At 64.6% G+C, this 26,008-nt stretch carries 25 protein-coding genes, 1 tRNA gene and 1 other RNA gene; 20 read left to right on the top strand and 7 right to left on the bottom strand.

The features are described 5' to 3' along the window. Position 1: 1 nt before the first annotated feature. From hisIE to HOLFODRAFT_RS18780, 7 genes are all read left to right on the top strand, one after another. On the top strand, positions 2 to 628 hold the full coding sequence (hisIE, locus tag HOLFODRAFT_RS0201675; protein WP_005037082.1) for a bifunctional phosphoribosyl-AMP cyclohydrolase/phosphoribosyl-ATP diphosphatase HisIE: 627 nt from the start codon (positions 2 to 4) through the stop codon (positions 626 to 628). Continuing rightward, a complete protein-coding gene (locus tag HOLFODRAFT_RS0201670; protein ID WP_005037084.1) occupies positions 628 to 1,593 on the top strand; it encodes an ATP phosphoribosyltransferase regulatory subunit in 966 nt (321 codons plus the stop codon). Before hisIE ends, HOLFODRAFT_RS0201670 begins: the two co-directional genes overlap by 1 nt. Further along, entirely contained in the window at positions 1,590 to 2,231 is a 642-nt protein-coding gene (hisG, locus tag HOLFODRAFT_RS0201665; RefSeq protein WP_005037087.1) for an ATP phosphoribosyltransferase, read from the top strand. Before HOLFODRAFT_RS0201670 ends, hisG begins: the two co-directional genes overlap by 4 nt. Before the next feature lie 231 nt (positions 2,232 to 2,462). Further along, positions 2,463 to 3,599, top strand: coding sequence for an ATP-binding protein (locus tag HOLFODRAFT_RS0201660; protein WP_005037088.1), 1,137 nt, complete (start codon positions 2,463 to 2,465; stop codon positions 3,597 to 3,599). Between the two features lie 71 nt (positions 3,600 to 3,670). Beyond that, a complete protein-coding gene (gene secG / locus HOLFODRAFT_RS18785) occupies positions 3,671 to 3,991 on the top strand; it encodes a preprotein translocase subunit SecG (protein WP_005037090.1) in 321 nt (106 codons plus the stop codon). A 42-nt stretch (positions 3,992 to 4,033) separates the two neighbouring features. Next, a tRNA-Leu gene (locus HOLFODRAFT_RS0201650) sits at positions 4,034 to 4,119 on the top strand. A 65-nt stretch (positions 4,120 to 4,184) separates the two neighbouring features. Next, positions 4,185 to 5,288, top strand: a complete 1,104-nt coding sequence (locus HOLFODRAFT_RS18780; protein WP_005037092.1) for an A/G-specific adenine glycosylase — start codon at positions 4,185 to 4,187, stop codon at positions 5,286 to 5,288. A 21-nt stretch (positions 5,289 to 5,309) separates the two neighbouring features. Here the strand turns inward: HOLFODRAFT_RS18780 and HOLFODRAFT_RS0201640 are convergent, their stop codons facing one another. The 3 genes from HOLFODRAFT_RS0201640 to HOLFODRAFT_RS0201630 form a co-directional block, all read right to left on the bottom strand. Continuing rightward, positions 5,310 to 6,299 (bottom strand): GHMP family kinase ATP-binding protein, encoded by a 990-nt coding sequence (locus HOLFODRAFT_RS0201640; protein ID WP_005037094.1) that lies wholly within the window; start codon positions 6,297 to 6,299, stop codon positions 5,310 to 5,312. A gap of 3 nt (positions 6,300 to 6,302) precedes the next feature. Continuing rightward, positions 6,303 to 7,019, bottom strand: coding sequence for a tetratricopeptide repeat protein (locus HOLFODRAFT_RS0201635; RefSeq protein WP_005037096.1), 717 nt, complete (start codon positions 7,017 to 7,019; stop codon positions 6,303 to 6,305). A gap of 63 nt (positions 7,020 to 7,082) precedes the next feature. Then, a complete protein-coding gene (locus HOLFODRAFT_RS0201630; RefSeq protein WP_005037098.1) occupies positions 7,083 to 7,694 on the bottom strand; it encodes an OmpA family protein in 612 nt (203 codons plus the stop codon). Between the two features lie 191 nt (positions 7,695 to 7,885). On the opposite strand from HOLFODRAFT_RS0201630, the gene HOLFODRAFT_RS22410 reads away from it, so the two are divergent. From HOLFODRAFT_RS22410 to HOLFODRAFT_RS0201580, 11 genes are all read left to right on the top strand, one after another. Continuing rightward, a complete protein-coding gene (locus tag HOLFODRAFT_RS22410; protein ID WP_005037100.1) occupies positions 7,886 to 8,551 on the top strand; it encodes a DUF2520 domain-containing protein in 666 nt (221 codons plus the stop codon). Next, positions 8,521 to 10,296 (top strand): M61 family metallopeptidase, encoded by a 1,776-nt coding sequence (locus HOLFODRAFT_RS18770; protein ID WP_005037101.1) that lies wholly within the window; start codon positions 8,521 to 8,523, stop codon positions 10,294 to 10,296. The genes HOLFODRAFT_RS22410 and HOLFODRAFT_RS18770 overlap by 31 nt, the downstream gene beginning before the upstream one ends. Further along, a complete protein-coding gene (locus HOLFODRAFT_RS18765; protein ID WP_005037103.1) occupies positions 10,293 to 11,123 on the top strand; it encodes a ribonuclease HII in 831 nt (276 codons plus the stop codon). Before HOLFODRAFT_RS18770 ends, HOLFODRAFT_RS18765 begins: the two co-directional genes overlap by 4 nt. Positions 11,124 to 11,156: 33 nt before the next feature. Next, a complete protein-coding gene (locus HOLFODRAFT_RS0201610; RefSeq protein WP_005037104.1) occupies positions 11,157 to 12,449 on the top strand; it encodes a PD40 domain-containing protein in 1,293 nt (430 codons plus the stop codon). A gap of 245 nt (positions 12,450 to 12,694) precedes the next feature. Next, positions 12,695 to 12,790, top strand: an RNA gene (gene ffs, locus HOLFODRAFT_RS23690) — signal recognition particle sRNA small type. A gap of 75 nt (positions 12,791 to 12,865) precedes the next feature. After that, positions 12,866 to 13,918 carry a threonine aldolase family protein gene (locus HOLFODRAFT_RS0201605; protein ID WP_005037106.1) on the top strand — a complete coding sequence of 351 codons (1,053 nt, stop codon included), beginning with the start codon at positions 12,866 to 12,868 and terminating at the stop codon, positions 13,916 to 13,918. 88 nt (positions 13,919 to 14,006) lie between these two features. After that, on the top strand, positions 14,007 to 14,189 hold the full coding sequence (locus HOLFODRAFT_RS0201600) for a hypothetical protein (RefSeq protein WP_005037108.1): 183 nt from the start codon (positions 14,007 to 14,009) through the stop codon (positions 14,187 to 14,189). Between the two features lie 3 nt (positions 14,190 to 14,192). Beyond that, complete coding sequence (locus tag HOLFODRAFT_RS0201595) at positions 14,193 to 15,287, top strand: NHL repeat-containing protein (RefSeq protein WP_005037109.1); 1,095 nt, start codon at positions 14,193 to 14,195, stop codon at positions 15,285 to 15,287. 64 nt (positions 15,288 to 15,351) lie between these two features. After that, entirely contained in the window at positions 15,352 to 16,572 is a 1,221-nt protein-coding gene (locus HOLFODRAFT_RS0201590; RefSeq protein WP_005037111.1) for an MFS transporter, read from the top strand. A gap of 4 nt (positions 16,573 to 16,576) precedes the next feature. Then, the gene (locus HOLFODRAFT_RS0201585; protein WP_026938936.1) at positions 16,577 to 17,464 is read left to right on the top strand and encodes a LysR family transcriptional regulator; all 888 of its coding nucleotides are present in this window, start codon (positions 16,577 to 16,579) and stop codon (positions 17,462 to 17,464) included. A gap of 108 nt (positions 17,465 to 17,572) precedes the next feature. Continuing rightward, positions 17,573 to 18,709 carry a uroporphyrinogen decarboxylase family protein gene (locus HOLFODRAFT_RS0201580; RefSeq protein ID WP_005037116.1) on the top strand — a complete coding sequence of 379 codons (1,137 nt, stop codon included), beginning with the start codon at positions 17,573 to 17,575 and terminating at the stop codon, positions 18,707 to 18,709. A 244-nt stretch (positions 18,710 to 18,953) separates the two neighbouring features. Here the strand turns inward: HOLFODRAFT_RS0201580 and HOLFODRAFT_RS0201575 are convergent, their stop codons facing one another. Then, a complete protein-coding gene (locus tag HOLFODRAFT_RS0201575) occupies positions 18,954 to 19,463 on the bottom strand; it encodes a hypothetical protein (RefSeq protein ID WP_148300318.1) in 510 nt (169 codons plus the stop codon). Positions 19,464 to 19,733: 270 nt separating this feature from the next. Beyond that, complete coding sequence (locus HOLFODRAFT_RS0201570) at positions 19,734 to 22,172, bottom strand: penicillin-binding protein 1A (protein WP_005037120.1); 2,439 nt, start codon at positions 22,170 to 22,172, stop codon at positions 19,734 to 19,736. 46 nt (positions 22,173 to 22,218) lie between these two features. On the opposite strand from HOLFODRAFT_RS0201570, the gene HOLFODRAFT_RS18760 reads away from it, so the two are divergent. Both HOLFODRAFT_RS18760 and HOLFODRAFT_RS24215 read left to right on the top strand, forming a co-directional pair. Next, positions 22,219 to 23,100 (top strand): NAD(+)/NADH kinase, encoded by an 882-nt coding sequence (locus HOLFODRAFT_RS18760; protein WP_005037123.1) that lies wholly within the window; start codon positions 22,219 to 22,221, stop codon positions 23,098 to 23,100. A 27-nt stretch (positions 23,101 to 23,127) separates the two neighbouring features. Then, positions 23,128 to 24,690 (top strand): caspase family protein, encoded by a 1,563-nt coding sequence (locus tag HOLFODRAFT_RS24215; protein ID WP_005037125.1) that lies wholly within the window; start codon positions 23,128 to 23,130, stop codon positions 24,688 to 24,690. Here the strand turns inward: HOLFODRAFT_RS24215 and truB are convergent. Together truB and rbfA are read right to left on the bottom strand one after the other, a co-directional pair. Further along, positions 24,687 to 25,580, bottom strand: coding sequence for a tRNA pseudouridine(55) synthase TruB (gene truB / locus HOLFODRAFT_RS0201555; protein WP_005037127.1), 894 nt, complete (start codon positions 25,578 to 25,580; stop codon positions 24,687 to 24,689). The genes HOLFODRAFT_RS24215 and truB overlap by 4 nt on opposite strands. Continuing rightward, positions 25,577 to 25,957: a 30S ribosome-binding factor RbfA gene (rbfA, locus tag HOLFODRAFT_RS0201550; RefSeq protein ID WP_005037129.1), complete on the bottom strand. Its 381-nt coding sequence runs from the start codon at positions 25,955 to 25,957 to the stop codon at positions 25,577 to 25,579. Before rbfA ends, truB begins: the two co-directional genes overlap by 4 nt. Positions 25,958 to 26,008 lie beyond the last annotated feature (51 nt).

Below are 26,008 nucleotides of genomic sequence, written 5' to 3'. Positions count from 1 at the left end.
CATGGACATCTCGACCCTCAAATTCGACGAAAACGGCCTGATCCCGGGCATCGTGCAGGATCTCTACGGCGAGGTCCGCATGATGGCCTGGCTCAACCGTGAGGCCCTGGATCTCACCCAGAAGACCGGCTTCGTGACGTTCTGGAGCCGCTCCCGCCAGGCCCTCTGGACCAAGGGGGAAACCAGCGGGAACCGCCTCAAGCTGGTGCAGATCCGTCCCGACTGCGACCGCGACACCCTCCTGATCCTGGCGGAACCCGAGGGTCCCGCCTGCCACAACGGGACCTCCAGCTGCTTCGACGGCGAGGAGCCCTGGCCCACCACCCTGCCCTGGATGGGCCGCCTGGAGACCCTGCTGAAGGGCCGGAAGGCCGCCGCCGACCCCGAGGGGAGCTACACCCAGAAGCTCTTCGCCAAGGGTGTGGACCGCATCGGCAAGAAGGTGGTGGAGGAGGCCGGCGAGGTGGTCATCGCCGCCAAGAACGATGATCGCGAGGAATTCCTGGGCGAGGCGGCAGACCTCATCTTCCACCTTGACCTGCTGCTCCTGAACTACGGCGCCTCCCTCAACGAGGCCATTGAAGTGCTCCACAAGCGCCACGCCAAGGCCACGGGAGGACCCGCCTGATGCCAGTCCGAACCCCACACTTCCCCGATCTCCTCTTCCGGGCCGCCGGACGCCTGCGGCGCTGGGAGACGGCCCTCATGACCCTTCTGGAGCAGGCGGGCTGCCGGGAGATGCACCCCTCGATGGTGATGCGGGATCCCGTACCGGAAGGCGCCCTGCGCTTCTTCGACGGCGAGGATCTGGTGGCCCTGCGCTGGGACTTCACCGTCGCCCTGGCCGGTGTCGTCACCCGCCGCTTCCCCGAACCTCCGGGCCGGATCTCTTACGCTGGCCCGGTCTTCCGTCGCCCTGTCCAGCCCTGGGAGGCTGTCGAACGCTTCGAGGTGGGCTGCGAATTCATCCAGAACGGGGCCGAGGCCAACGGGGAGAGCGACCTCGAACTGGCTCGCCTCCTCATGGCGGTTCCCGGGGCCATCGGCCTGAAGAACGCCATCATCCACCTGGGCAACGCCGCCCTGGTGCGCCGTCCCATGGAGGCTGAGCAACTCTCGCCGGAGCAGACGAAAGCCGTGGTATCCGCCCTCTCCCGCCGTGCTCCCCACCGGGTCCTCCAGGTCCTGGAGGGACACCCCGCCGCAGAGCGCCTGACGGCCCACGCCCAGGCCCTGGTCTCCGAACTGGGTGGCGCCGAGGCCCTCAAGGCCCTGGACGCCAGCCCCTACGCCGATCTCCTCAAGGACGATCGTCGACACATGGAGCAGGCCCTCCGGAGCCTGCTGCCCATCCTGCCCCCCAACCTGGAACTGCGCCTGGATCTGGCGGATGTGGAGGGCCTGGACTTCTACACCGGCCCCACCCTGCGCCTCTGGGCCCCCGGCGCCCAGCAGGAACTGGCCTCGGGCGGCCGTTACGACGGCCTCTATCCCGAGCTGGGCAAGCCCTGGCAGGCCGCAGGCTTCTGCGTCCGCATCTCCCGCCTCCTGGACCTGGCCGAAACCCGGCCCGACCTCTTCGAGCAGCCATGAGCATCCTGATCGCCTATCCCAAGGGTCGCCTCGGCGACGAACTGATGAAGCTTCTGGTGGACACGCCGCTAGCCCTGGACGCCACGGCCATGAAGTCCCGGGTGCTGCGGATCCCCACCGCCACCCCCGAGGTCCAGGCCCTGCTCCTCAAGGGCAGCGATCTGCCCCGGTACGTGGCCGCCGGTGTGGCCGCCCTCGGCATCGTGGGCTCGGACACCCTGGACGAGCTGGATATGGATCTCCTGGAGCTGGCGGACCTGGAATTCGGTGCCTGCCGCATGTCCCTCTGCGTCCCCCAGGGCACGACTTTGGAGGAACTGCGGAACCGTCCCCACCTCCGTCTGGCCACCAAGTTCCAGCGCTCCACCGAAGCATGGCTGGCCAAGGAAGGCCTCACCGCCGAACTGGTGCCCCTCAGCAGCAGCGTCGAGCTGGCCCCCCTCCTGGGCCTGGCGGACGGCATCGTGGACCTGGTGCAGACCGGGGGAACCCTCAAGGCCCACGGCCTGGTGGAGATCGCCCTCCTGGGCCGCTCCTCCGCCCGCCTCGTGGCAGCCCGGGGCGCCTACCTCAGCGAGCCCCACAAGATCAAGCCCCTGGCCGAGATCCTTATCAAGGCACTGAAGCACCAGGATTGAGCCCGGCCCGCGTCGGCTAAGGATGCACCACGAAGAGAGAAGCGGCCAGGACGGGAAACCGGACTGGCCGCTCGGCATTCAGCCCGACATCAGGAGGCGGTCCAGACCATTTTCGACACATCACGAATATGGTCTGGACCATTTTACGACATACGCGATAATAGTCAGATGACACACCGGCCCCGATTCTATACAGCGCTCCTGAACGACCATTTCCGAAGGAACCGCCAGATGGCCCTGGTGAGCGGCCCGCGACAGGTGGGCAAGACCACGGTCTGCCGAGGCCTGGGGGACCGATACTTCAACTGGGACAACACGGATGATCGCCGCATTCTCGTGAAGGGCCCGGCGGCGCTGGCAGAGGCCCTGGAGTTGGATCGTCTGCGAGCCGACCTGCCGGTGGTCGTCCTGGACGAACTGCACAAGACCCCCCGCTGGAAGGCTATACTCAAGGGCTTCTTCGATACTTATGGCGAGCGGGCCAAGGTCATGGTGACGGGCAGTTCCCGACTGGATGTCTTCCGGCGGGGGGGCGACAGCCTCATGGGCCGCTACCTGCTCTACCGCATGCACCCCTGGTCCGTGGCGGAGTGCGCCCGGGTCGACCTCCCCGACCATGAGATCCGTCTCCCCATGCCCATCGATGAAGCCGACTGGGAGGCTCTCTGGGTCCATGGCGGCTTTCCGGAGCCATTCCTGCGGAGGGACCTCCGCTTCACCCGACGCTGGCGTTCCCTCCGGCAGGATCAGCTCGCGCACGAGGATCTCCGGGAACTCACCCGGGTCCAGGAACTGGGGACCCTGGAGATCCTGATGCGCCTCCTGGCAGAGCGCAGCGGGGAGCAGCTCGTCTACGCCAATCTGGCAGCCGAGGTGGGGGTGGCCGTGGACACCATCAAGCGATGGGTGGATCTCCTGGAGCACCTCCACTACGGATTCCTGGTCCGCCCCTGGTTCACCAACGTGGCCAAAGCCCTGCGCAAGGAGCCCAAATGGTTCCTGCGGGACTGGAGCGGCATCCTGGACGAGGGGCATCGGGCCGAGACCCTCACAGCCTGCCACCTGCTCAAGGCCGTCGAGGGGTGGACTGACCTGGGATTCGGAACGTTCGAGCTGCACTACCTGCGTGACAAGCAGAAACGGGAGGTCGACTTCCTGGTGGTGAAGGACCGCCAGCCCTGGTTCCTGGTAGAGGTGAAGACCAGCGACACCCGCCTTTCGCCAGCCCTGGCCTACTTCCAGGCCCAGACCGGTGCCCCCCACGCCTTCCAGGCGGTCGTGAACCTGCCCTTCGAAGCTCTGGATTGCTTCAAGGCCATCCGACCCGTCACGGTCCCCCTTCGGACCCTGCTGAGCCAGATGCTCTGAAGCCCTGGCGAGCAAAAAGGAAGGGGACCTGTTCCCGCGGATCCTGGTAGCATAAAGGGTTCGGAGTATTCATGAGCGGATTCCTGCTGACTCTTCATATCATTGCGAGCCTGATCCTCATCGGGGGCATCCTGCTTCAGCCGGGGGCCAAGGGCGGCGGATTGGGAGCGGCCTTCGGCGGCGGCGGAGCCAACAGTGCCTTCGGTGCCCAGGGTGCCGCGCCCTTCCTCGCCAAGCTGACCTACTGGGTGGCGGCCTGCTTCCTGGCCACCTCCCTGCTCATCGAGTTCAACATTGTGCGTGAGAATCGCTCGGTTCTCGAGAAGAAGACCAGCACCCAGCCGGTTCAGAGCGCCCCCGCCCCGCAAATGCCCGCCCCTGCTCAAAAGTAGTGCTTGACAGCATCCTGGATGCATGGGATTCTTAGTATTCAGGCCCGCGTGGTGAAATTGGTAGACACGCCATCTTGAGGGGGTGGTGACCACAAGTCGTAGCAGTTCGAGTCTGCTCGCGGGCACCATAAAGCAGCGATCTCCGGGTCGCTGCTTTTTTGTATTTAAAGGATCCAACGCAGAGGGCGCAGAGATGAGAAGAAAGGGCGCAGAGGAAAAGCCAGAGGCCAGTGCCATTCTCACACCCCTGGTCAGCTGGTTCGAAGCCCATCGCCGGGTGCTGCCCTGGCGGGCCCTGGATCTGGATCAGCCGCACCCGGACCCTTACGCAGTCCTGGTTTCGGAGCTGATGCTCCAGCAGACCCAGGTGGTCACGGTGGTGCCCTACTTCGAGCGTTGGATGCTGGCCCTACCCACGGTCCGGGCCCTGGCCGAGGCACCAGAGCAGCAGATCCACAAGCTCTGGGAGGGGCTCGGCTATTACCGTCGCGCCCGGTTCCTGCAGGCGGCGGCCAGGAGCATCCATGAGCAGGGTTGGCCTGCGGACCTCGAGGGTCTCCTGGCCCTGCCCGGACTGGGGCCTTACACCGCGGCGGCCATCGCCTCCATCGCCTTCCAGTGGCCCGAACCCGCCCTCGATGGCAATGCCTTCCGGGTTCTGGCGCGCCTACTGGGCATCGAGACGGATCCCAAGGACAGGGGGAATGAGCTTCGCACCTGGCTGCGCCCCGCCCTGACCGCCCACGGTCCCTCCCGCATGACCCAGGCCCTCATGGAGCTGGGCGCAACCCACTGTTCCAAACGGGCCCAATGCGATTCCTGCCCCCTCGAAACCGATTGCAGGAGCCGGGCGGCGGGCACGGTGGACCACATCCCCCTGGTGGCCCCCAGGGCCAAGGTCCGCTCCGTGGAGATCACCCTGATCGCCATCCAGACAGCTGGACAGTACCTGGTGAACATACCCGCCCCAGATGGACTCCTGGCTGGACTCTGGTCCTGGGCACTCAGGGAAGAGATCCAACCCCAGGACCTGAAGGCCGCCGAGGCCGCTCGTGGCTATCGGGCCGTAGAAATCAAAAGGTGGAAGGGATGGACCCAGGTCTATTCCCACCGCCGGGAACAGGTCACCCCCCTTCTCCTGGAAGTGGAGGAACCCTTCCCACCCACGGAAAACCAGTGCTGGGTTTCAGCCCAGGAATTGCGAGCCCTCCCCATGGGCAGGCGGGATCAGCGACTCCGGGACCTGGTGCTCCAGTCGGGAGAGGATTCTCACGCGGAGGCAGCGGAGAAAGAGTAGAAAAGAGCCCAATTAGTCGGGTTACAGAGTGCGGTGCAACCCCTTCGAAGTGAGGGAGACCGCCAGTGGAGGCAGTCCCATGGCTGTGAGGGCAGCGCAAGCATCCTCCCGGCGTCCCTTGGGGGTGACCAGAAGGCAGCAACCACCTCCCCCTGCTCCGCAGGGTTTCATCCCGGCGTACCAGCCTTCCCGGTGACCGCGCTCCCGCACAGCCCGCATGGCATCCGTCTCAACGGCTGGCGAAAGACGACAGCGGGCCTGCCCTTCCCGTTCGAGGAGGGCTCCCACGGCGGCGGCGTCCCTGGGCACGGCCACGGCCATTTCAAGGGTGATGTCCCGGATTTCCTCCAGGGCCTTGCGGGTGACCCCATCCCCTTCGATGAAGCGCCGGTATGCCTCCCAGTTGGTGAGCCCGGAATGGTGGGGCTTGCCGGTGTAGAAGACCATCAGGTCCTCCAGGAGTTCAGGATGGGGCGAAAGCGTCTCCCATCGGGGTTCCGGCAGATCCCAGTGAAGGGCCAGGCAGCCCCCCAGGGCGGCGGGGAAATAGTCCTGCCAGCCCGTGGGCGTGCGGAGCTCCCGGGCTTCCAGATCCCTCATCAGGGGAACCCGGGCCGCCAGCTCTGGCCCCGCTTCCAGTCCCTCGCATGCCCCCAAGAGCCCCACCCCCATACAGGAAGAGGTTCCCAGCCCCGAGCCCTGGGGCACAGGGCTCCGGAGGGCAAGGCGGGCCGGACGCTGACGGGCGGCGCTCATCACCCGCCAGACCCAGGATAGCTCCGGAACCGGAATGAGCTCCGGCCATTCCCGTTCATGGAAGGCGACGCCGAGATCCCGGCTCTCCACCTGGAAGCCGACCCCCTGCCGCTCCACCTCCAGTTCGATCCAGAGATCCACCGCGGCATTGACGGTGACACAGCCCTCCATGAGTGCGTAGATGGGCCAGAGATCGAGGGTGCCCCCGGCCAGATCCACCCGGACGGGCACCCTCCACGATTCGGTGAAACTCACGCGTCAGGCCCCCAGGTCTTCCAGTTCCTGCTGGGCCGTGCGAGATTCCGAAGTGCCGGGGAAGCCGGACTTGATCTCCCGGAAGGCCTGGATGGCGGCAGGCTTGAGCCCCAGCCACTTGAGGCACTGGGCCCGCTTGAGCTTGGCGGGCAGGAATTGGTTGGAGGTCGGGTGCTCCTTGAGGAGCTGCTCAAAGACGGACTTGGCCTTGTCGTAGGCCTTGAGATTGTAGTGGGAGAGCCCCAGATAGAAGAGGGCATCGGGCTTGCGGGAGCTGTTGGGATTGCCCTTCACAAAGAGCTCCAGGCTTTCCGCAGCCAAAGCATAGTTACCCCGGTTGTAGTCCAGCAGTACGGCCTGCAGGGCCTTCTCGTCATCCTGTACAGGAGGAGCCTGGGGCTCAGGCGCGGGCGTCGGCTTGCCGGAGCGACGCGCTGGCGTCTCCTGCAGACGACCGTTCAGGCTCCGGGTGGAGTCCTGGAGCTGGCGGAGGGTGTCCTGGAGATCGGCCTGGAAGCGCCGGTCGAGCTTGCGGGCCTCATCGGCAGCACTGCGCTCCGCCTCCTGCTTCTGATTGGCGTCCTCCATCTGACGGCGGAGCTTGAAGACTTCCATCTTCATGTCGCCCATCTCGACCTGCATCTTCTTAAGCTGTTCCTCGGATTGACACCCCACGAGCCCGCCCAGGACGAGCAGGGCAACCAGAGCACGTTTCACCATGAGTCCTCCATGCAAAAGAGCGGAGGAATGAATCCCTCCGCTCCCACTCCAAGTTTCAGAAACCTACTTGAGCTTGAATTCACAACGGCGATTGATGAGCCAGGTCTCTTCATCCTTGCCCTGGACCTTGGGCTTCTCCTTGCCGTAGCTGATGGTGCTGAGGCGATCCTCAGCCACGCCAAGCCCCGTAAGGTAAGCGTAGGCGGAGTGGGCACGCCGGTCACCCAGAGCCAAGTTGTATTCCACGGTACCGCGTTCGTCACAATGCCCCTCAACCTGAACCTTAGCCTGGGCGTAGGCCTTCATGAAGTCGGCGATGGCCTGGAGCTTGGCCTTGTCGGCCTCGCGGATGCCGGAGTGGTCGAAGTCGAAATTCACATCCTTCAGAGCGGCTTCAGCGGCGCGCTGGAAAGAGGCGGCCTTTTCAGCCTCGGCCCTGCGGGCGGCCTCGGCTTCGGCAGCAGCCTTGGCCTTGGCGGCATCGGATTCTGCCAGACGGCGGGCCTCAGCTTCGGCGGCAGCCCTGCGGCGGGCCTCTTCTTCGGCGGCAGCCCTAGTGGCAGCGTCGTCGTCCACCTTGGGCTGTTCAGGTACGGGAGCTGGCTTCTTGCAGGCCATTCCGGCCCCCATCGTCAACAGGACAGCAACGGGGATGACGATTTGCGCGAATCGCATGATGATTCCTCCAACGCTGCCAAGTTTATCCAAAGTCACCCAGGTGCAACTGAAAAAGTTTCATAGGGATTTTTTTTTGCCAGGGTACACCTGCTGGTAGAAATTCGATTTAGGTCGAAATGAGGACCACTAAGATTATTGTCAATACATATTTAGTCCCAAAAGTCGCCCTTTGAGGCAAACTCAAGTCCATGGAATTTACAGTTCTAGGCAGAGGTAAAGCAGGGTGCGCCCTGGCGGAGGCCTGGGGCCCCAGAGTCTCCCTGGTCTCTCGGGAGGCTTCCCCGGAGGGCTGGGTTCTGCTGGCGGTTCCGGACGGCGCCATCCTGGAGCAGGCGGCCCGCTTCCCGGGGCGCTGCGTCCACATGAGCGGAAGCCTCCACCTGGAGGGGCTTCCCTGCGCCCATCCCCTCACCAGCTTCGATGGCGAGGCCCGGGACTGGCGGGGAACCCCCCTCGGAATCTCTGGGGAGATTCCCGAAGTCGTGGGGCGGGCCTTCGCCGACCTGGGCTTCCTCCCCTTCGGGCTGCCTCCCGAGCTGAAGGCTCTCTACCACGCCTGTGCCGTCCTCACCTCGGGACACGCCGCCACCCTCTGGCTTGGCGCCGAGGAGCTCCTCAGGGCCTCCGGCATCCAGCTTCCCGGAGAGGGGCTCCTGCCCCTGGCCCGGGCAACTCTGCGAAATATCCAGCAGAAAGGTCCCGCCGGACGGACCGGCCCCTTCGTCCGCAACGACCAGGGCACCATAGAAAGGGACGCCCTGGCCCTTCCGGAGGCCTGGAGGGAGATCTTCCTGAAGCTGGGGCACGCCCCCCTGGAGCCATCATGCCGACCCAACCCATCGAAGCCTGCCTGAGCCCCCTGGACCTGGCCGCCCATGAGATCGAAGTGGAGCTGCGCCTCCCCGCCGATCTCATGGCCAAGGGCCCCGTTCTGGCCCTGCCCGCCTGGACCCCAGGCTCATACCTGGTGCGGGATTACGCCAAGTTCCTGGATCGTGTGCGCCTCACAGATGCCGAAGGGAAGACTCTGGAGCTGCGCAAGCTCGACAAGCAGCGCTGGCAACTCCCGGCCATGAAGGGTGAAGCCACCCTGCGCTACCGCCTCTTCTGCAATGAGCTCACGGTCCGGACGAACCATGTGGACGCCAGCCATGCCCAGCTCCAGGGAGCCGCGACCTTCCTCTACCCCGAGGGGGAAGGCCGTCCTGTGGAAGTCCGCTTCGAGAGCTGGCCGAAGGATTGGAGAGTGGCCACCGGCCTACCCAAGCGAAGGGGCTGCTATTTCGCCCAGAACCAGGACGCCCTGGTGGATGCCCCTTTCGAACTGGGCACCTTCAAGCTCCACACCTGGAAGGTCGGGAAGACCGCCTTCGAGCTGGCCATCACCGGGAAGCACGCCGGGGACGAGGAACGCATCCGGGAGGCCACAGAGCGCGTCACCGAGGTCTGTGGGGAAATCTTTGACGGCTTCCCTTTCCAGCGCTACGTCTTTCTCCTCACCTTCAGCCCCGGCCAGCGGGGCGGCCTGGAGCACCGGGAAAGCACGGCCCTTCTGGCGGACCCTCACCATCTGGACAGCCCCGAGGGCTACTACGAGCTCTTCACCCTCATCGCCCACGAGTTCTTCCACGTCTGGAACGTCAAGCGCCTCCGGGCATCTGAGCTGGGCCCCTTCGACTACAGCCGCGAGAACCCCACCCGCCTCCTCTGGTTCCACGAAGGCTTCACCAGCCTCCTGCAGTACACCCTGGTGACCCGGGCGGGGCTGGTCCCCTGGTCCTGGGTGGAGCGCAAGCTCTCGGCCCTGTGGACCGAATACACCACCCGCGCGGGACGCCTGGAGCAGAGCCTGGAGGAGTCCAGCTTCGACGCCTGGATCCGCCTCTACAAGCCCAACGAGTGGAGCCCCAACAGCAGCGTGAGCTACTACGAGAAGGGCGCCCTGGTGGCCTGGATGATGGAGGCCCGCATCCGTCTCGCCTCCAAGGGGAAGCTGGGACTGGAGGATCTCTTCCGCCTGCTCTGGAAGCAGATCGGGGATGGCCATCTTCGGGACGAGGATCTGCGCAAAGCCTACGGGACCCTGACCGGCCAGGACCCCGCTCCCTTCTGGGATGCCTGGATCTCGGGGCTGGAGGAACTGGATCCCCGGGAGATCCAGCAGGCCTTTGGGCTGCGCTTCGAGAGCCGCGCCCCCTGGGAGCAGCTCCGCCGGGTGGACGACCCCGATGGATTGGCCCGCGCCAAGGTCTACACGGGCCTCGCCTTCGGTTCCGGCGCCACCATCCAGAACGTCTTCCCTGACTCCCCCGCCGCCCAGGCTGGTCTGAGCTACGGCATGGAGATCCTGGCGGTGAACGGCTGGCGCACGGCTTCGGGACACGATGCCCAGAACCGCTTTGGGGATCTCCCCCTGGGCTCCCGCTTCGAGGTCCTGGCGGGCCATCTTGGCCGGGTGAGCACCTTCTCACTCACCACCCAGGAACACCCCCACCGCAGCACCCTCATCCAGGCGGATAGCGGGGCCACCCCGGCCCAGCGATCCGCCTTCAAGGCATGGACAGGGCTGGCCTTCCCGGCCCGGAGGATTCAACGATGACCGCACCCGCCAAACGCAATCCCCTCGACTGGGATCTGGGCAACGTGCCCCCGGGCATCGCCTGGGGCGGCGTGGACGAGGCGGGGCGCGGCGCCTGGGCCGGTCCTGTGGTGGCGGCCTGCGCCGTCCTGAACCCGGACGTGGTGGCGCGCTGGGGCCATGTCCTCCGGGGGGCCCGGGACAGCAAGCAACTCTCCCCAGATAAGCGGGAAGCCCTGGCTGCGGAGCTCAAGCTGGTGCTTCCCGCATGGGCCGTGGCGGAAGTCGACAACCTGGGCATCGACCGGGAGAACATCCTGGAGGCCACCAAAGAGGCCATGCGCCAAGCGGTGAAGGGCGTGCAGCTCCGCCCCCGGATCCTCTTCGTGGATGGCGACCGCGCCCCGGCCACGGGCCTTCCAGAGCGGCTGGTGGTGGAGGGCGATGCCCTGAGCTGCGCCATAGCCTGTGCCTCCATCCTCGCCAAGACCCACCGGGACGCCCTGCTGAGGAATATGGAAACGGATTATCCCGGCTACGGTTTCGCCCAGCACAAGGGCTACGGGACCCCCGAACACCGGAAGGCCCTGAAGGCCCTGGGCACCTGCGCCATCCACCGCATCAGCTACGGCCCCGTGAAGGCCTGCCTCCGCCCGGATGAAGCAGCCCTGGCGGACCTCCGTACCAGACTGGAGGGCTGCGCCTCCGTAGCGGAGCTCCAGGCCTGGGTCGCCGAGGGGCTCCGCCCTGCCTACGGTCACCTGCGGCCCGAGTGGGTCGAGGAGCTGAGGCGGGACTACGGGGATCGATTGGCTCGTCTCGCGATGGAACCGGATTCGGCCTGCTAGCATGAACAGTAAGGTAATTGGATGGGAGTACCCATGAAACGTTGGATTATCGGATGCCTGCTGAGCTGCTTCGCCCCCCTCTGGGGCCAGGCCCCCGCCCAGCAGGAAGTGGTCCTCTCTGCTTCCGCCGGAAGCAAACTGGGCATCGCCGTGCCCTTCCCCCAGGCCACCGGCATGGACAGCGCCCTCCTGGAAAAAGAGTTCCACTCGGTCATCCTCAGCGATCTGGAGGAGGCCGGGCCCTTCGCGGTGATCCGCCAGAACCTGCCCAAGACCACAGATGCCGCCAGCTACCCAGCCTGGGTGGCCACTGGCACCGACTGGCTGCTGATCCTCAAGATGAGCCACCGCCCCAACGGCGATCTGGAAACCCGCCTGGAGGCCATCGACGCCAAGCCCGGCAAGGGGGTCTTCGGCAAGACCTACGTTGGCCGAGACAATGCCCTGCGCCTCATGGCCCACTCCATTTCCGATGATCTCGTGGCCCGCCTCACCGGAGAACGCGGCGTGGCCGCCAGCCGGGTCGTCTTTGCCCGCCAGACAGCACCGGGGGTCAAGGAGATCTTCCAGATCGACCGGGACGGGGCCAAGACCTCCCAGATCACCTCGTACCAGAGCCTCACCATCAGCCCCACCGTGGCTCGGGATGGGCGTCTGGCCTACGTGACCTACAAGGGGGGCTACCCAGCTCTCTGGGGTCAGCGCAAGCCCGGCGGCCCCCACGAGAAGCTCTACCCCATCGGTGAGAAGCAGCCCCAGGGTCCCTGCTTCGCCCCCTGCTGGTCCACGGACGGGAAGCGCCTGGCCTTCGCCCAGGGCGACCGCAAGGGCAATAGCGACATCATGGTGCTGGATCTGGCCACGGATCGGGTGCGCCGCCTCACGGAGAGCGACTGCATCAACACCGAGCCCAACTGGAATCCCAGCGGAAACCAGCTGGCCTTCACCTCCGACCGGGACGGCGGTCCCCAGATCTTCCTCATGGAAGAGGATGGCTCCAACGTCCGGCGCCTGACCCGGGAAGGCAACTACAACACCAGCCCGTCCTGGAGCCCCGGGGGTTCCATGATCGCCTACGTCTCCCGCTTTGAAGGCAAGTTCGACCTCTTCGTCTACAAGCTGGGCGAGGGCAAGGCCTACCAGATCACCACCGGCGTCGCCAGTTCCGAGAGCCCCTCCTGGTCCCCGGACGAGCGCCGTCTGGTCTTCTCCAGCGGCAGCCGTGGCGGCACGCAGCTCTTCACCACCGACCTCTCGGGCAACCAGCTCAAGCGTTTGACAGATTTCGCCGGGTGCCAGAGCCCAAGATGGGTAAGGAGCAGGTAGATCGACACCAGGAAAAGAAAGCGCACGAAGATCCTCTTCGTGCGCTTTCTTTTAGGGTTGCATCCTGGCCATCCTGCCAATCCTGTCCCTTATTTTTCAAAAGGATATCCGGGACACACAGAATGAAAGGCAAGGACATCCCCTAGGCATTTCATGATCCTGAACCGCCTTGCTTTGTCCGTATGCTTTCGCGTTCCTGACCTTCGTCGTGGCCAAACGCCCGCGCCCCGGCTATCCTGAATCCAAGCCGGGCCCCATGCATCGGGGTGCGATGAACCGGGTCAGGTCGGAAGAAGCAGCCCTAAGTCGTTCCCCCGAGTGCCGTGGCAAGCCCGGCCCTTTTTGCATCTGCTCGCATCCCTTCCCAAGAATGGAATCTGGACGCCGATAATGTGGACAAGTCCCCGGGGGCGTCCATGCGAACCATTGATTTCCGCTCTGATACGGTCACCCGTCCCACCGATGAGATGCGGAGGGCCATGGCTGCTGCGGAGGTGGGGGACGAGGTCCTGGAACGGGATCCCACCGTGGATCGCCTGGAGCGGCGCGTGGCAGAGCTGGCTGGCTTCGAGGCCGCCATCTGGACCCCCTCCGGCAGCATGGCCAATCTCATCGCCCTGATGCTTCACCTCCAACGGGGCGACCGCTTCCTGGCCCCGGAAAAGGCCCATGTCCTGGGCTCTGAACTGGGAACCGCCGCCTGGCTCGCCCAGGGCATGCCCGAGGCCCTGCCCTGGGAGGGCGGCCCCGGGAAGATCACCCCTCACCAGCTCTGGCGGGCCATCGGAGCGGAGGGGCCGTACTACACCCTGCGCACCACCCTGCTCTGCCTGGAGAACACCCACAACTTCGCCGGAGGCACCTGCCTGGGGATCCCGGAGACCCGGACGCTCATGGACATCGCCCATGACCAGGGGCTGAAAGTCCACCTGGACGGGGCCCGGCTCTGGCACGCGGCAGCCTTCCTTGGAGCCAGTATCCAGGACCTCGCCCTGGGCGCCGATACCCTCTCCCTCTGTCTGAGCAAAGGCCTGGGGGCCCCAATGGGCTCCATCCTGTGCGGCAGCAGGCCCCTCATCGATGGAGCCCGACGCCTCCGCAAGATGCTGGGGGGAGCTGTCCGCCAGGGGGGCGTAGTCGCCGCCGCAGGACTGGTGGCCCTGGACTACCTGCCCCGGATACCGGAGGATCACGCCAAGGCCCGGCGACTGGCTGAGGGCTTGCGGCTCATGGGGCTGCGCCCCCAGGAGCCCGAAACCAACATCGTCCTGGTGCCCGTCACCGATGCCCCCCTGGCCATGAACGCCCTGGAGGCCAAGGGGGTCCGGGTCCTGCCCGCAGGCAGCGCCCTGCGCTTCATCACCCATCGGGATCTATCCATGGAGGATGTAGAGGATGCCCTCGCCCGCATCCAACCCCAGACCCAGGCCCTCCTGACAACCTGGGAAGGCGATCGGCCGATGATATGAATCCATCCTATCTTTAGACAAACCATCACCACGGCTTCGTGCTAGGGTCTCCAGGAGACGATCATCGATCCATCTACTGGAGGACCCTTTGTTCTGGACGCGGCGCAATCTCCTTTCCATGGGCGGCCTGGTCCTGCTCCTCAGCCTGGCCTGCGGCGGTGCAGGCACAAGCCAGACGGTGAGCACAGACGGGGGCGGAACCCTGGACTCGACCTTCGGCAGCAGCGGCATGGTCACGACGTCCATCGGAGGCACCAACGACGCCGCCTAGGCGATGGTCATCCAGGACGACGGAAAGATCGTGGTCGCCGGGTATTCCTACAACGGCACATACAAGAACTTCGCAGTGGCCCGCTACACGACTTCCGGGAGCCTGGATACCACATTCAGCGGCGATGGCATCAATACAGCCTCCTTCGGCAGCGTGAATGCTGAGGCCCTCGCCATCGGCCTGCAGAGCGATGGAAAGATCGTCCTGGCAGGCTATTGCATCAGCTCCGGGCAGCCTCAGGTCGCCCTGGCGCGGTTCACTGACGTCGGAGACCTGGACACAAGCTTCGGAAGCTCGGGCAAGGTCACCCAGACCATCGGAACAGCCTCCAGGGCCCGGGCCCTCCTCATCGACAGCAGTGACAACATCATCGTGGGCGGCTACGCCGTGCCCTCCAGCGCTATGGTCTTCACCCTGGCCCGATTCGATAGCGAAGGCACCCTGGACACCGACTTCGGCTCCAGCGGCATCCGCGAGACCTCCTTCGGAAGCGCCGACAGCCAGGTCTACGCCCTGGCCTTCAGCGGCACCCAGATCGTGGCCGCGGGCTCCTACAACAGCAATTTTGCATTGGCCAGATACACCAGTGTCGGCAGCCTGGACACCGGCTTCAGCAGCGATGGCATGGTCACCGAGTCCATCAGCACCTCCGATGACCACGCCACCAGTGTCGTCATCCAGAGCGATGGCAAGATCGTGGCGGGCGGCGGGGCGTTCGTCGGCACCTCCTATCGCTTCGCCCTGGTCCGCTACACCACCGCAGGCGCCCTCGACACCAGCTTCGGAACGGGAGGCGTGGTCACGACCGACTTCTCCACCAGCACCGGCGACGGCGTCAACAGCCTGGTTCTCCAGAGCGACGGCATGCTCCTGGCGGGCGGCACAGCGGGCAGCTACTTCGGCTTCGCCCGCTACGACACCTCGGGAACGCTGGACTCGACCTTCGGCACCAGCGGACTGCTCACGGGATCGATTTCAGACAGCAGTGCCAATGTCATCCAGGCCATGGCCCAGCAGAGCGACGACAAGATCGTAGCCGTCGGCTACACCACGATCAGCTCGGCCAACAAGCTCGCCCTGGTGCGTTTCTATCCATGAGACGCAGTTGAATCTTGAACGCCCGGGCCCCCAAAACGGGGGCCCAGGCGTTTAACATGGATGCATGTCCGAATCCAGAATCAAAGCCATCTTCAACCTGACTGTCCTCGTGGCCGCCCTGGGCTACTTCGTGGACATGTTCGACCTCCTGCTCTTCCCGATCCTCCGGCAGCCCAGCCTGCGGGACATGGGCTTCACCGGAAGCGCCCAGATCGCCCCCTACGCCCATCTCCTCAACGCTCAGATGATCGGCATGCTCCTGGGAGGCATCTTCTGGGGGGTGCTCGGAGACAAGAAGGGCCGCCTTTCCACGCTCTTCGGCAGCATCGCCCTCTACTCCATCGCCAATATCGCCAACGCCTTCGTCCACAGCATGGAAACCTATACCCTGTGGCGCTTCCTGGCGGGCTTCGGGCTGGCGGGGGAACTGGGGGCCGCCGTCACTCTGGTGAGCGAGATTCTTCCCAAGGACCTGCGGGGCTACGGCACCACCATCGTGGCGGCAGTGGGGATCTTCGGCACCGTGGCCGCCAGCCTGGTAGGCAAGTACCTGCCCTGGCGTGCAGGCTACCTGGTGGGGGGCATCCTGGGACTGGTCCTGCTCTGCATGCGGGTGAGCATCCGCGAGAGCGCCATCTTCAAGAACCTGGGACACGAGGGCGTCTCCCGGGGGAACTTCTTCGCCCTCTTCACGAATCTCAATCGTCTGGGGCGCTATGTCCGCTGCATCCTCATCGGTCTGCCCACCTGGTTCGTGGTGGCCATCCTGATCACCCTGGGACCGGAGTTCGCGCCGAAGCTGGGGGTCACAGGCCCCATCGTGGCGGGAACAGCGGTCGCCTGCTGCTACACCGGCATCACCCTGGGCAGCGTCTTCAGCGGGGTGCTCAGCCAGATCTGGGGCACCCGCAAGAAGGTGGTGGGCCTCTTCATCGCCGGAACCGTGCTGGGGGTGGCCGTCTACCTCCTCACCCGGGGCCTCACCCCCTTCCTCTTCTACCTCCTGGCCCTGTACCTCGGCCTGGCCTGCGGCTACTGGGCAGTCTTCGTCACCATCGCCGCCGAGCAGTTCGGCACCAACCTCCGTTCCACCGTGGCCACCACCGTGCCCAATTTCGTCCGGGGCGCCGTGCCTCTCATCACCCTGGGATTCATGACCTTCAAGGAGCGCCTGGGTTTCGTCTCGGCGGCCTGGGTGGTGGGCCTGGCCTGCTTCGCCCTGGCGGGCTTCTCCCTCTGGGGCCTGGAGGAAACCCATGGGCGGGACCTCGACTTCGTGGAGTAGACCTGTGGACATCAAGCAGCTGCACTGCTTCACCCTGGTGGCCAGATACCTGAACTTCTCGGATGCGGCCAAGCACCTGGCGGTGAACCAGTCCACGGTGAGCTACCAGATCGCGGAACTGGAGCGGCAGCTGGATATGAAGCTCTTCCACCGGGACAAGCAGGGGGTGAGCCTGACGGCCTCCGGCACCATCTTCGCCCAGGAGGTTGGCCGGATCCTGGAAGACCTCAACGAGGCCATCAACAAGGCCTGGATGGCCAAGTCGGGCGCCGCGGGGACCCTGGCCATCGGCTTCCTCAGCTCCATGGAGCGGGTCCTGGGGGATGTGGTGAAACGCTTCCCCCTGACCCACCCCAACATCAGCCTGTCCCTCACCCAACCCTCCATGCAGGGCCTGAACGATGGGCTGCGGGACGGCTCCCTGGATGTCGGCGTCACCTTCTCCTTCGGCCTGGAGCCCTTCGAAGGCCTGCGGCAGCTGCGCCTCTGCGGTGAGAACGTGGCCGTGGTCATGCCCCCTGACCACCCCCTGGCCACCCGGGAACACCTCTGCATCGCCGATCTCCGGGACGTCCCCATGGTCACCATGAGCGCGCCGGATTCGGGCTCCACGGGCGCTACCTGGATCCTCGAACGCTTCCTGAAGCGGGGCTTTTCCCCCAACGTGGTGCGCCGCACCTCCAGCTTCGAGACCATGCTCTTTCTCATCGAGTCGGGGCTGGGGGTGGGCTTCCTCACCCGCCAGTCCGCCCTCTACTACTCCAACTTCAAGCTCCTGGCCCGGGACCTGGAGGACGAGGACCTGGCCGTGGACCTAGTCCTGACCTGGCGCGGGGACAATGCCAACCCCTCCCTGCCCCTTCTGCTGCGGGAATTCGGGATAGTGCCCTGAGGGTATCGAATCCCTCCATGGCCCCATGCAATAATTACATCAACGCAAATCATATCTTCACATAGTAGAATAACCTCCATACCAATCATCTGACATATGGAGGTCTTTATGACCCGCACCATGACCCCAGAGCAGCGGATCCAGGCTGCCCTCGCCCTCCAGCCCGTGGACCGCATCGTCTGCGCCCCCTGGATCACCTCATACGCGGCCCAGTTCGCCGGGATCACGAACAAGGAGTTCATGTGGAACTGGAAGTCCGCCATGGCCGCCTACGACAAGCTGGCCGCCGCCTACCCCCAGTGGGACTGCAATGCGGCAATGCACTACATGTACGGCGATGCCAACCTGATGCGTCACGTCGGGTTCAACCACTACAAGTTCCCGGGCACCGAGTTGCCGGACAACGACATGTACCAGACCCTGGAGCTGGAGGTCGTCTCCCGGGAGGAGCTCCGGATTGTGAAGGCTAAGGGCCTCCAGCCCTTCTACCTGAAGCTCCTCAAGAACATCCACAAGACCAGCACCCCCTACCTCATCTGGGGCTTCATCAAGTCGGACATCTACCAGAAGAAGGAGATCAAGTCGACGCTCAAGCGCGGCCAGAGCTTCCTCTACGGCGCAGGGGCCCCCACAGGCAACGAACTCTTCTCGCTCACCCGGGGCATGGGGAACTACGTCAAGGACATGTTCCAGATGAAGGACGAGCTGGTGGAGATCCTCTGGCGCTTCAACGAGGACTTCTTCAAGCTGGCCATGAAATCGATCAAAGGCAACGGCATCCGCCGCGCCTTCGTCCCCTGCACCCGCACCAGCTCCACCTTCCTGAGCCCCAAGAACTTCGAAAAGTTCTCCTGGCCCTTCATCAAGGACATGGCCGAAAAGCTCATCGCCCAGGGAGTCGTTCCCATCTTCCACATGGACACGGACTGGGGTCCCAACCTCGAGAATTTCCTCCAGCTCCCCAAGGGGAAGTTCGCCGTGGAATTGGATGGCGAAACGGACATCTTCAAGGCCCATGAGATCCTGAAGGGCCACGCCGCCATTTCCGGCGACATCCCCTCCTCCATGCTGGCCCTCGGAAGCCCCACGGAAGTGGACGAATACTGCAGGAAGCTCATCACCACCGTCGGCAAGGACGGCACCGGCTTCATCCTCCGCCCCGCCTGCACCATGCCCATGAACGCCAAGCACGAGAACGTGAAGGCCATGTTCGAGGCCGTGGACAAATACGGACGCTACAACTGATACCCGTTTGCCATCAATCGTGAAGATCTAGAAGCCACTTCCACCACCAAGCAACCCCGCCGCGTGGGGTTGCTTGGTGGTGGATTTTATTGTTTTCCGAATGCGTATCAGCAGCCTTCACCAACAGTCATATATTCTAATTATTTTATCCTGGCCATTCTGCATATCCTGTTCAAAGCTTTTCAACAGGATATGCAGAATGGGTAGGATAAAAGCAGAAGAACAGTCAAGCGCAATTAAAGAACTATTCGAAGATCCTGAATTCCGTCTGATTGTTGATCTTCCCAGTCACCCTTCCACGCCTGGACACTCCAATCCAGGTTTCGCGCCATTTACGGTTGTAGATATAGATCTGATCACCCTTCACCTCGCCTTCCAGCTTGATGATCCCGGCGGCCTGGTTCCTGTCGTTCTTCTGTTCCAGGTAGAAGGAATTGCCCTTGGTATGGGTCACGTACAGGGTTCCATTCTGGCCCCCCGCTGCGCCGGTTTCCCATCGAAAGGTTCTGCCTGTAATGAATGGGGCGGTCTCTTCCCTCCCTTGGCGGTCCATGGCCGCAGGGGCGATCTTGAAGGTGAAGCTGGCGGAGGCCGTCGTGAGATCCCCGGTGATCTCGTCATCCCTAAGGGCACCATCCCAGACTTCCTTCCACTGGCCAACGTTCAACAGCACGACCCTTCTTCCGTTATTGATCACCGCTCCGTATAACCGGACGGCCCCGGCGGATCGGTTCATCTCATTGGTCTGTTCCATCTCAAAGAGCGGTCCATCCACTGAGATGATTTTCATCATGCCTTTATGGCCGCTATTGGCGGTCCATCGAAAGACTTCACCCCTCCGGATCATGCGGGCCCCTTGAGCGGAAAGGGGTGCAGCCAGTGCGAGCAGTAGGCCCAGGGAAACTGAGATTCTTTTCATGTGACGAGCTCCGGGTGAAAGAGGTGGAGATGTAAAGGCAGCCGAGCAACAGGATAAAAAACAGCAGCGGGGAAGCATCTCCTCCGCGCCCTCCGGGTGAAATGCTTACTTATTCGGGTCCTCGACGTTGGTCCAGTTCACCCCGGGCGTGGGGGGTGGGGGCGGATCAGGGAGTTGATTGGTTCCCCAGGGGCGATCCTCGGCGCCCCCGGAATTGGCCTGGGACTTGGCCTCCTGGACTCGGAGAACCGCTGCGGCATCTGATTCCGCCGAGGGGGCTGTGCCGGGCTTGAAGGCTAGGGACAGCGTGCGATCCGAGCCCCCGCCGGCCCTCAGCCCAGTGACCCGGTCGATCTTGACCCACTCCATGCCCTCGGGAGCCTTGAACTCCTCCCGGGGGGTGGTCTGGAGGGCCGTCTTCATGAAGTCCACCCAGATGGGAAGGGCCACCTTGGCACCATCGGCCCCACGGAAGATGGTCTTCTTGGCGTCCAGGCCCACCCAGACACCGCAGGTGACACGGGTGGAGAAGCCCAGGAACCAGCCGTCGGTGTTGTCATCCGTAGTGCCGGTCTTCCCCGCCACCGGCCAGCCCAGCTCATTGGAACGGGCACCGGTGCCGGACTGGGCCACGCCCTGAAGACACTGGATGAGCTGAAAATCGCTCATGGGATCCAGGGCCACCTCTCCCTGCACCCCTTCATGCTCCTCCAGCACCTTGCCAGTGCGGTCCACGATCTTCTTGATCAGGAAGGGCGAGGGCGACTGGACCCCTCCATTGGCAATCGTGGCGTAGCCCCGCACCATGTCCTTCAGGGTCAGGTCGGCGCTGCCGAGGGCAAGGCTGGGCACGGAGGGCATGCGCCCCTGGACACCGGCCTTCCGGGCGAAATCGATGACATTGCCGATGCCAGCGGCCTCCAGAGTGCGAACGGCCGGGATGTTCCGGGAGTCCCGGAGGGCCTCCCACACGGGAATAGGTCCCCAGTAGTTGTGCTCGTAGTTCTTGGGTTGGTAGAGATCCCTGCCGAAGGTGAAGCGGGTGGGCACATCGTCCACCATGGTGGCGGGAGTCATGCCCCGGCCGAAGGCCGCGCCGTAGACGAAGGCCTTCATGGTGGATCCCACCTGCCGCTCGGCCTGCCAGCTGCGGTTGAACTTGCTCCGGTTGAAGTCGTAGCCGCCCACCATGGCGCGGATCTCGCCGGTCCGGTGGTCCACCGCCAGGAGCGCCCCCTCCACGGAGGGCTCCTGATCCAGTTCCACCTGCGTGGGAACACCGCTGGAGGTAGCCTTCACCATGAAGAGGGGCGCCGCCCCCCGGACAAGGCTCCCGGCAACCCCCTGCCCAGCCCAGGCGAAAGCCGAGGTCGGCACGTCCAAGGTCGTCTTCCCGATCCGCACCTGGGCGGATCCTCCCCGCCACCCCAGGATCACGCCTCGCACCGAATCCCCCACCTCCAGGAAGCGGTTCCATCCGGGAAGCTGGACGCTCTCAGGGCTCGCGACGAACTCCACACTCTCCTTGCGAAAGCCCCGACGGCGGTCCACAGCCTTGAGCCCCTTGCGCACAGCCTCATTGGCCGCCTGCTGCCACACGGAATCGATGGTGGTGTGGACTTCAAGTCCGCCACCCAACACCTTGTCCTTCCCGTATTTCTCGTAAAGGTATTTCCGGATCTCCTCCACAGGGTAGGGAGCAATGGCCTCTTCGGTGGCATGTTCCCGGGCCAGACGGATGGGATGCTCCACCAGGAGCTTGGCATCCGCCTGCTTCAGGTAGCCTTCGTCCGCCATCCGACGGAGTACGTGGTCCCGACGGGCCTTGGCCGCGACCCGGGCCCGGGGGTCGGCATTGTAGGGGTTGTAGTAGTTGGGACTCTGCACCAGCCCTGCCAGGAGAGCACACTCTTCCACATTGAGCTGGGCAGCGCTCTTGCCGAAGTAGAACTGGGCCGCCGCCTCAATGCCGTAGCGACCGCCTCCGAAGTAGACCTCGTTCGCGTACTGCTCGAAGATCTGCTTCTTGGTGTAGGCCTTTTCCAGCTTCAAAGCCAGGATGACCTCCTTGAGCTTGCGGTCCAGGCGCTTCTCGCGCTTGGCGGTGACCGTGCGGACCAGCTGCATGGTGAGGGTGGACGCCCCTTCCTGGCGGCGGCCGAAGCTGGTGGCGAAATTGAAGAAGGCCCGGACGAAGCCCTTGGCCGAAACCCCTTTGTGGTTCATGAAGTCGGCGTCCTCTGTGGCGATCACCGCCCCCACGAAGGCCTTGGGGATGTCCCCAAAGGGGATCACGACACGGTTCTCCTCCGCGAAGATCCCGATGGTGTCCCCGTTGCGGTCCAGAACCTTGGTGATGGTCTTGGGCACCCGCAGGGCGAAGTGCTCCAGATAGGCATCGGCATCCCGGCTCATCCAGGACCAGGCCACGGCCAGGACAACGAGGCATGCGGCCCCCAGGCCCAGCACGCACCAGATGACGCGGCGCATGAGGGGGCTGAGGCGCGAGGAGGTCTTGGGGCGAATGGAGGATCGCTTCGTCATCCTCTCAGGTTACCCTAGGAGCTCACCTAGACAGGCTTCCAAGCTTATGCGCGCACCGATACTGGCCATCGTGGCCAAGCTGAAATCCGAATGGCTCCCCGGCACCCTCCGGGCGGTGGTCCCCCTCTTCCTGGAGAAGGGGTGGGTCATCCGGGCCCAGCCCTCGCTTCTCCCGGCCTGGGAAAGCGCGGGGCTTCCCCCGGACGAGCTCCATGGAGAGGAGATCCTTTCCGAGGCCCTGCCCCTTGCAGATCTCTGCCTGGTGCTGGGCGGGGACGGGACCCTGCTTTCCGCTGCGCGGACCATGGGACACAACGGGGTCCCCCTCCTGGGAGTCAATCTGGGTTCCCTGGGATTCCTCACAGCCCATCCCGCCTCCGACGCCCGCCACATCGTCCAGGCCTACTTTGCGGGAGAACTGATCCCGGAAGAGCGCTCCATGCTCCACGCCGAACTGAGGCGGGGCGAGGAAGTCCTGGTCCAGCAATCCGTCCTAAACGATGCGGTGCTGAGCAAGGGCACCCTGGCCAGAATCCTGGAGTTCGGCCTGCACATCGACGGCTTCCCCGCGGCCATCATCAAGGCCGACGGCCTGATCGTGTCCTCCCCCACCGGTTCCACCGGCTACTCCCTTTCGGCCGGGGGTCCCATCCTCCATCCGACCCTGGACGCCTGGGTCATCTCCCCCATCTGCCCCCACAGCCTCACCCTTCGGCCAACGGTGGTTCCGGGAAGCGTTTCCATCTGCATCACCCTGGAGCAGACCGACGAGGCCCACCTGACCCTGGACGGCCAGCTGGAGTACCCCATGCTCCCGGGCGATCGGGTGATTCTCCGGAAAGCCCCCCGTTCCGTGACCCTGCTCCAGAACCCGGACCTGCCCTTCTTCAAGCTTCTCCAACAGAAGCTGCACTGGAACCGAAGGTAACCCATCCGAGACGAGGGTATTTCGTCCATGCTGAGAATCACGGCCTATCTCCTGCTTCTTACCCTGTCCCCAGCCTTTGCCGCCAAGCCTCCCAGCCGCGGCATTGTCTTGGAACCTGCCTCCAGTGCCTCCGAATCCCGCATCGCCCTGGTCATCGGAAACGGGACGTACAAGGACGCCCCCCTCAAGAACCCTGTGAACGATGCTCGGGCCATGGCCCGGTCCTTACGGGAATGTGGCTTCCAGGTAGACTTGGTGCTCAACGCCAATCGAACCCGCATGTTCCAGGCGGTGCGGGAGTTCGGGGTGAAGCTCCAGGGCGGAGGCGTGGGGCTCTTCTATTACGCTGGCCACGGCATGGCCGTGAAGGGCACTAACTACCTGATCCCCGTGGGCACGGATATCACGGCCGAGGATGAGGTGGAGGTCCAGGCCCTCAGCGTCCAGACCGTGCTCAACAAGATGGAGTCCGCCAAGAACCGCCTGAACCTGCTCGTGCTGGATGCCTGCCGGAACAACCCCTTCATCCGCAGTTTCCGGAGCGGCAACCGGGGTCTGACCCAGATGGACGCCCCCGCGGGCAGCTTCATCGCCTACGCCACGGCTCCCGGGAGCACCGCCGCAGACGGCACCGGAGAGAATGGACTCTACACCCAGCACCTGCTGAAGGCCCTGCGTCAGCCCGGCCTGAGCGTGGAGCAGGTGTTCAAGAGGGTCCGCGTGGGCGTCAAGCAGGATTCGAAGGATCAGCAGGTCCCCTGGGACAGCTCCAGCCTCACCGGCGATTTCTACTTCCTGCCCAGCGATGCCCCGCCGGAGACACGCCCTCAGCCGGAAGCCCCCATCCTGCCCAAGGAACCGGCCTTCCCGACGAAGCCCGCTGTCTGGCGCAGCCCCCTGGTGGAACCCGCGAACACGGAAACCCTCCCCGAAGTGGACCGGATCGTGGCCCGCCACCTCCAGGCCCTGGGCGGGGCGGCCGCCCTCAACACGGTGCACTCCTTCCGCTGCGTGACCCGCACGGAAGGCACCGGTTCCCAGCCTCTCCGAATCCTACACGAGATCGGCAAGGACGGCTCCTACCGAACGGAGAACAGCGGCATGAGCTCCTCCGTGGCGGTCTACCGGGAGGACCGGGGATGGTTCCAGTTCGGGAAGAATCCCCCCCAGACGACCGGGCGGGAAAAGGTGCTTCTGGCGGCCCGCAGCGAGCAGTGGGAGGGCTCCCTGGCCAGGTACCGGGAGCGCGGGGACTCCCTGGTGCTGGTGGGGCGGGAGGCCCTTGAGGGCCGCGACATGCTCAAGCTGAGGCTGAAGCGTGAGACGCCCCCCAACACCCAGGACATCCTCATCTGGATCGACGCCGAGACCCATCTGGTCCGGAGGATGCTCAACACTGTCTTCCAGAACCGGAAGAAGATCGACGAATACGACTGCTGGCTGGAGGACTACCGGGAGATCGATGGCATCAAGGTGCCCCACAGGACGAGGGCGAAGACCCTAGCCAACCAGACCTACACCACCCTCGTGGAATCCATCGAGTTCAACCCGGAGATCGATCCCGCCCGCTTCGAGATGCCCAAGCCCTAGATCCCGCCCCTCAGGTTGGCCGTGGTCCAGAACTTACCGTCCCTCTCCTGCAGCAGGGCCACGAGGCGATCACCGTGGAGGGCCCGGATGGGGGCGCCGGGATCGGGGAAGCCCTCCGGCAGCGTCCAGCTGGAGGCTTCGATCGCACCCATGGGGATGGGCCGACCGTGCAGGAGGTGGTCCAGTTCGGCATCATCGATGCGGCGGGCGGGGCACCAGGGGATAAGGGCCTCGCCCTGGAGGTGGATGCGCTGGCCCGAACCAGGGTCCTCCCAGGGGCCGATGGCGGTGCGACGGAGGGCGCACAGGTGGGCACCGCAACCCAGGAGGCGTCCCAAGTCCCGGGCCAGGCTCCGGACATAGAAGCCCCCCCGGCAGGTGATACGCAGCCGCGAACTCCGGGGAAGGTCATGGGAGAGCCACTGGGCGCTGTGCAGGAAGACCCGGCTGGGGGGCAGTACCACTTCCTCGCCCCGGTGGGCCTTCTTGTAGGCCGACTCGCCATCAATCTTTTTGGCGCAGGTGGCCGGAGGCACCTGATCCCGCCAGCCCAGAAAGGCGCCCAGAGCGGCCTCCAGCTTTTCAGGGGTGAGGTACCCGGCGTCCCCCTGGGACACCGGGAGGCCAAGATGGTCGCAGGTATCCGTTTCCTCGCCCCAGACCAGCTCGGCCTCGTAGGTCTTGGGGAGGGGGTGCATGAGCTCCATCAGGCGCGTGGCCTGCCCCGCCAGCACCAGCAGGAGCCCGTCCGCGAAGGGATCCAGGGTGCCTCCGTGCCCCAGGGGGTATTTCTTCAGCCCGGCCTCATAGGCCTCGCGTTTGAAGGTCCTCACCGCATCGAAACTGGAACCGCCCACGTCCTTGTGGACGAGATAGACGCCGGGCTTCAAGACTCGGGCTCCACCGTATCGTCCGCAGGCCGCTGAGCCTCCTCTTCCTTGATCTTGGCGAAGATGGCCTCCATCTTGTTGCCCTCTTCGATGGTGGTGTCCAGGAAGAAGCGGAGCTCCGGGGCCTTCTTGAGACGCAGACGCTGGGCCAACTGGGTCCGCAGGAAGCCGTTGGCCCGGCCCAGGGCCTTGCCGGTGCGCTTGATCTGATCCTCATCCCCCAGCACGGTGTAGTAGACCTTAGCCACACCACGATCGGCCGTCAGGCGCACAGCCGTCAGAGTCAGGAAACCGAGGTCGGGATCCCGGAGGTCTCGCAGGACGAGGGTGGAGAGGATGAAATGGACTTGGTCTTCAAGTTGTTCAGGACGGAGCATGTATTTCCCTTCGGAACACCATTGTAAACGAAAGCCGGCAGGGCATCCGTC

The organism is Holophaga foetida DSM 6591, assembly GCF_000242615.2.
Taxonomy (GTDB): domain Bacteria; phylum Acidobacteriota; class Holophagae; order Holophagales; family Holophagaceae; genus Holophaga; species Holophaga foetida.
The sequence above is the reverse complement of the archived record's forward strand: the minus strand, read 5'-3'. Positions and strand labels throughout refer to the sequence as shown.

Bases quoted from the DNA above. Each gene is read 5' to 3' on its own strand.
- hisIE (WP_005037082.1), top strand. From the start codon at position 2: ATGGACATCTCGACCCTCAAATTCGACGAAAACGGCCTGATCCCGGGC.
- HOLFODRAFT_RS0201670 (WP_005037084.1), top strand. From the start codon at position 628: ATGCCAGTCCGAACCCCACACTTCCCCGATCTCCTCTTCCGGGCCGCC.
- hisG (WP_005037087.1), top strand. From the start codon at position 1,590: ATGAGCATCCTGATCGCCTATCCCAAGGGTCGCCTCGGCGACGAACTG.
- HOLFODRAFT_RS0201660 (WP_005037088.1), top strand. From the start codon at position 2,463: ATGGCCCTGGTGAGCGGCCCGCGACAGGTGGGCAAGACCACGGTCTGC.
- secG (WP_005037090.1), top strand. From the start codon at position 3,671: ATGAGCGGATTCCTGCTGACTCTTCATATCATTGCGAGCCTGATCCTC.
- HOLFODRAFT_RS18780 (WP_005037092.1), top strand. From the start codon at position 4,185: ATGAGAAGAAAGGGCGCAGAGGAAAAGCCAGAGGCCAGTGCCATTCTC.
- HOLFODRAFT_RS0201635 (WP_005037096.1), bottom strand. From the start codon at position 7,019: ATGGTGAAACGTGCTCTGGTTGCCCTGCTCGTCCTGGGCGGGCTCGTG.
- HOLFODRAFT_RS0201630 (WP_005037098.1), bottom strand. From the start codon at position 7,694: ATGCGATTCGCGCAAATCGTCATCCCCGTTGCTGTCCTGTTGACGATG.
- HOLFODRAFT_RS22410 (WP_005037100.1), top strand. From the start codon at position 7,886: ATGGAATTTACAGTTCTAGGCAGAGGTAAAGCAGGGTGCGCCCTGGCG.
- HOLFODRAFT_RS18770 (WP_005037101.1), top strand. From the start codon at position 8,521: ATGCCGACCCAACCCATCGAAGCCTGCCTGAGCCCCCTGGACCTGGCC.
- HOLFODRAFT_RS18765 (WP_005037103.1), top strand. From the start codon at position 10,293: ATGACCGCACCCGCCAAACGCAATCCCCTCGACTGGGATCTGGGCAAC.
- HOLFODRAFT_RS0201610 (WP_005037104.1), top strand. From the start codon at position 11,157: ATGAAACGTTGGATTATCGGATGCCTGCTGAGCTGCTTCGCCCCCCTC.
- HOLFODRAFT_RS0201605 (WP_005037106.1), top strand. From the start codon at position 12,866: ATGCGAACCATTGATTTCCGCTCTGATACGGTCACCCGTCCCACCGAT.
- HOLFODRAFT_RS0201595 (WP_005037109.1), top strand. From the start codon at position 14,193: ATGGTCATCCAGGACGACGGAAAGATCGTGGTCGCCGGGTATTCCTAC.
- HOLFODRAFT_RS0201590 (WP_005037111.1), top strand. From the start codon at position 15,352: ATGTCCGAATCCAGAATCAAAGCCATCTTCAACCTGACTGTCCTCGTG.
- HOLFODRAFT_RS0201580 (WP_005037116.1), top strand. From the start codon at position 17,573: ATGACCCGCACCATGACCCCAGAGCAGCGGATCCAGGCTGCCCTCGCC.
- HOLFODRAFT_RS0201575 (WP_148300318.1), bottom strand. From the start codon at position 19,463: ATGGAACAGACCAATGAGATGAACCGATCCGCCGGGGCCGTCCGGTTA.
- HOLFODRAFT_RS0201570 (WP_005037120.1), bottom strand. From the start codon at position 22,172: ATGACGAAGCGATCCTCCATTCGCCCCAAGACCTCCTCGCGCCTCAGC.
- HOLFODRAFT_RS18760 (WP_005037123.1), top strand. From the start codon at position 22,219: ATGCGCGCACCGATACTGGCCATCGTGGCCAAGCTGAAATCCGAATGG.
- HOLFODRAFT_RS24215 (WP_005037125.1), top strand. From the start codon at position 23,128: ATGCTGAGAATCACGGCCTATCTCCTGCTTCTTACCCTGTCCCCAGCC.
- rbfA (WP_005037129.1), bottom strand. From the start codon at position 25,957: ATGCTCCGTCCTGAACAACTTGAAGACCAAGTCCATTTCATCCTCTCC.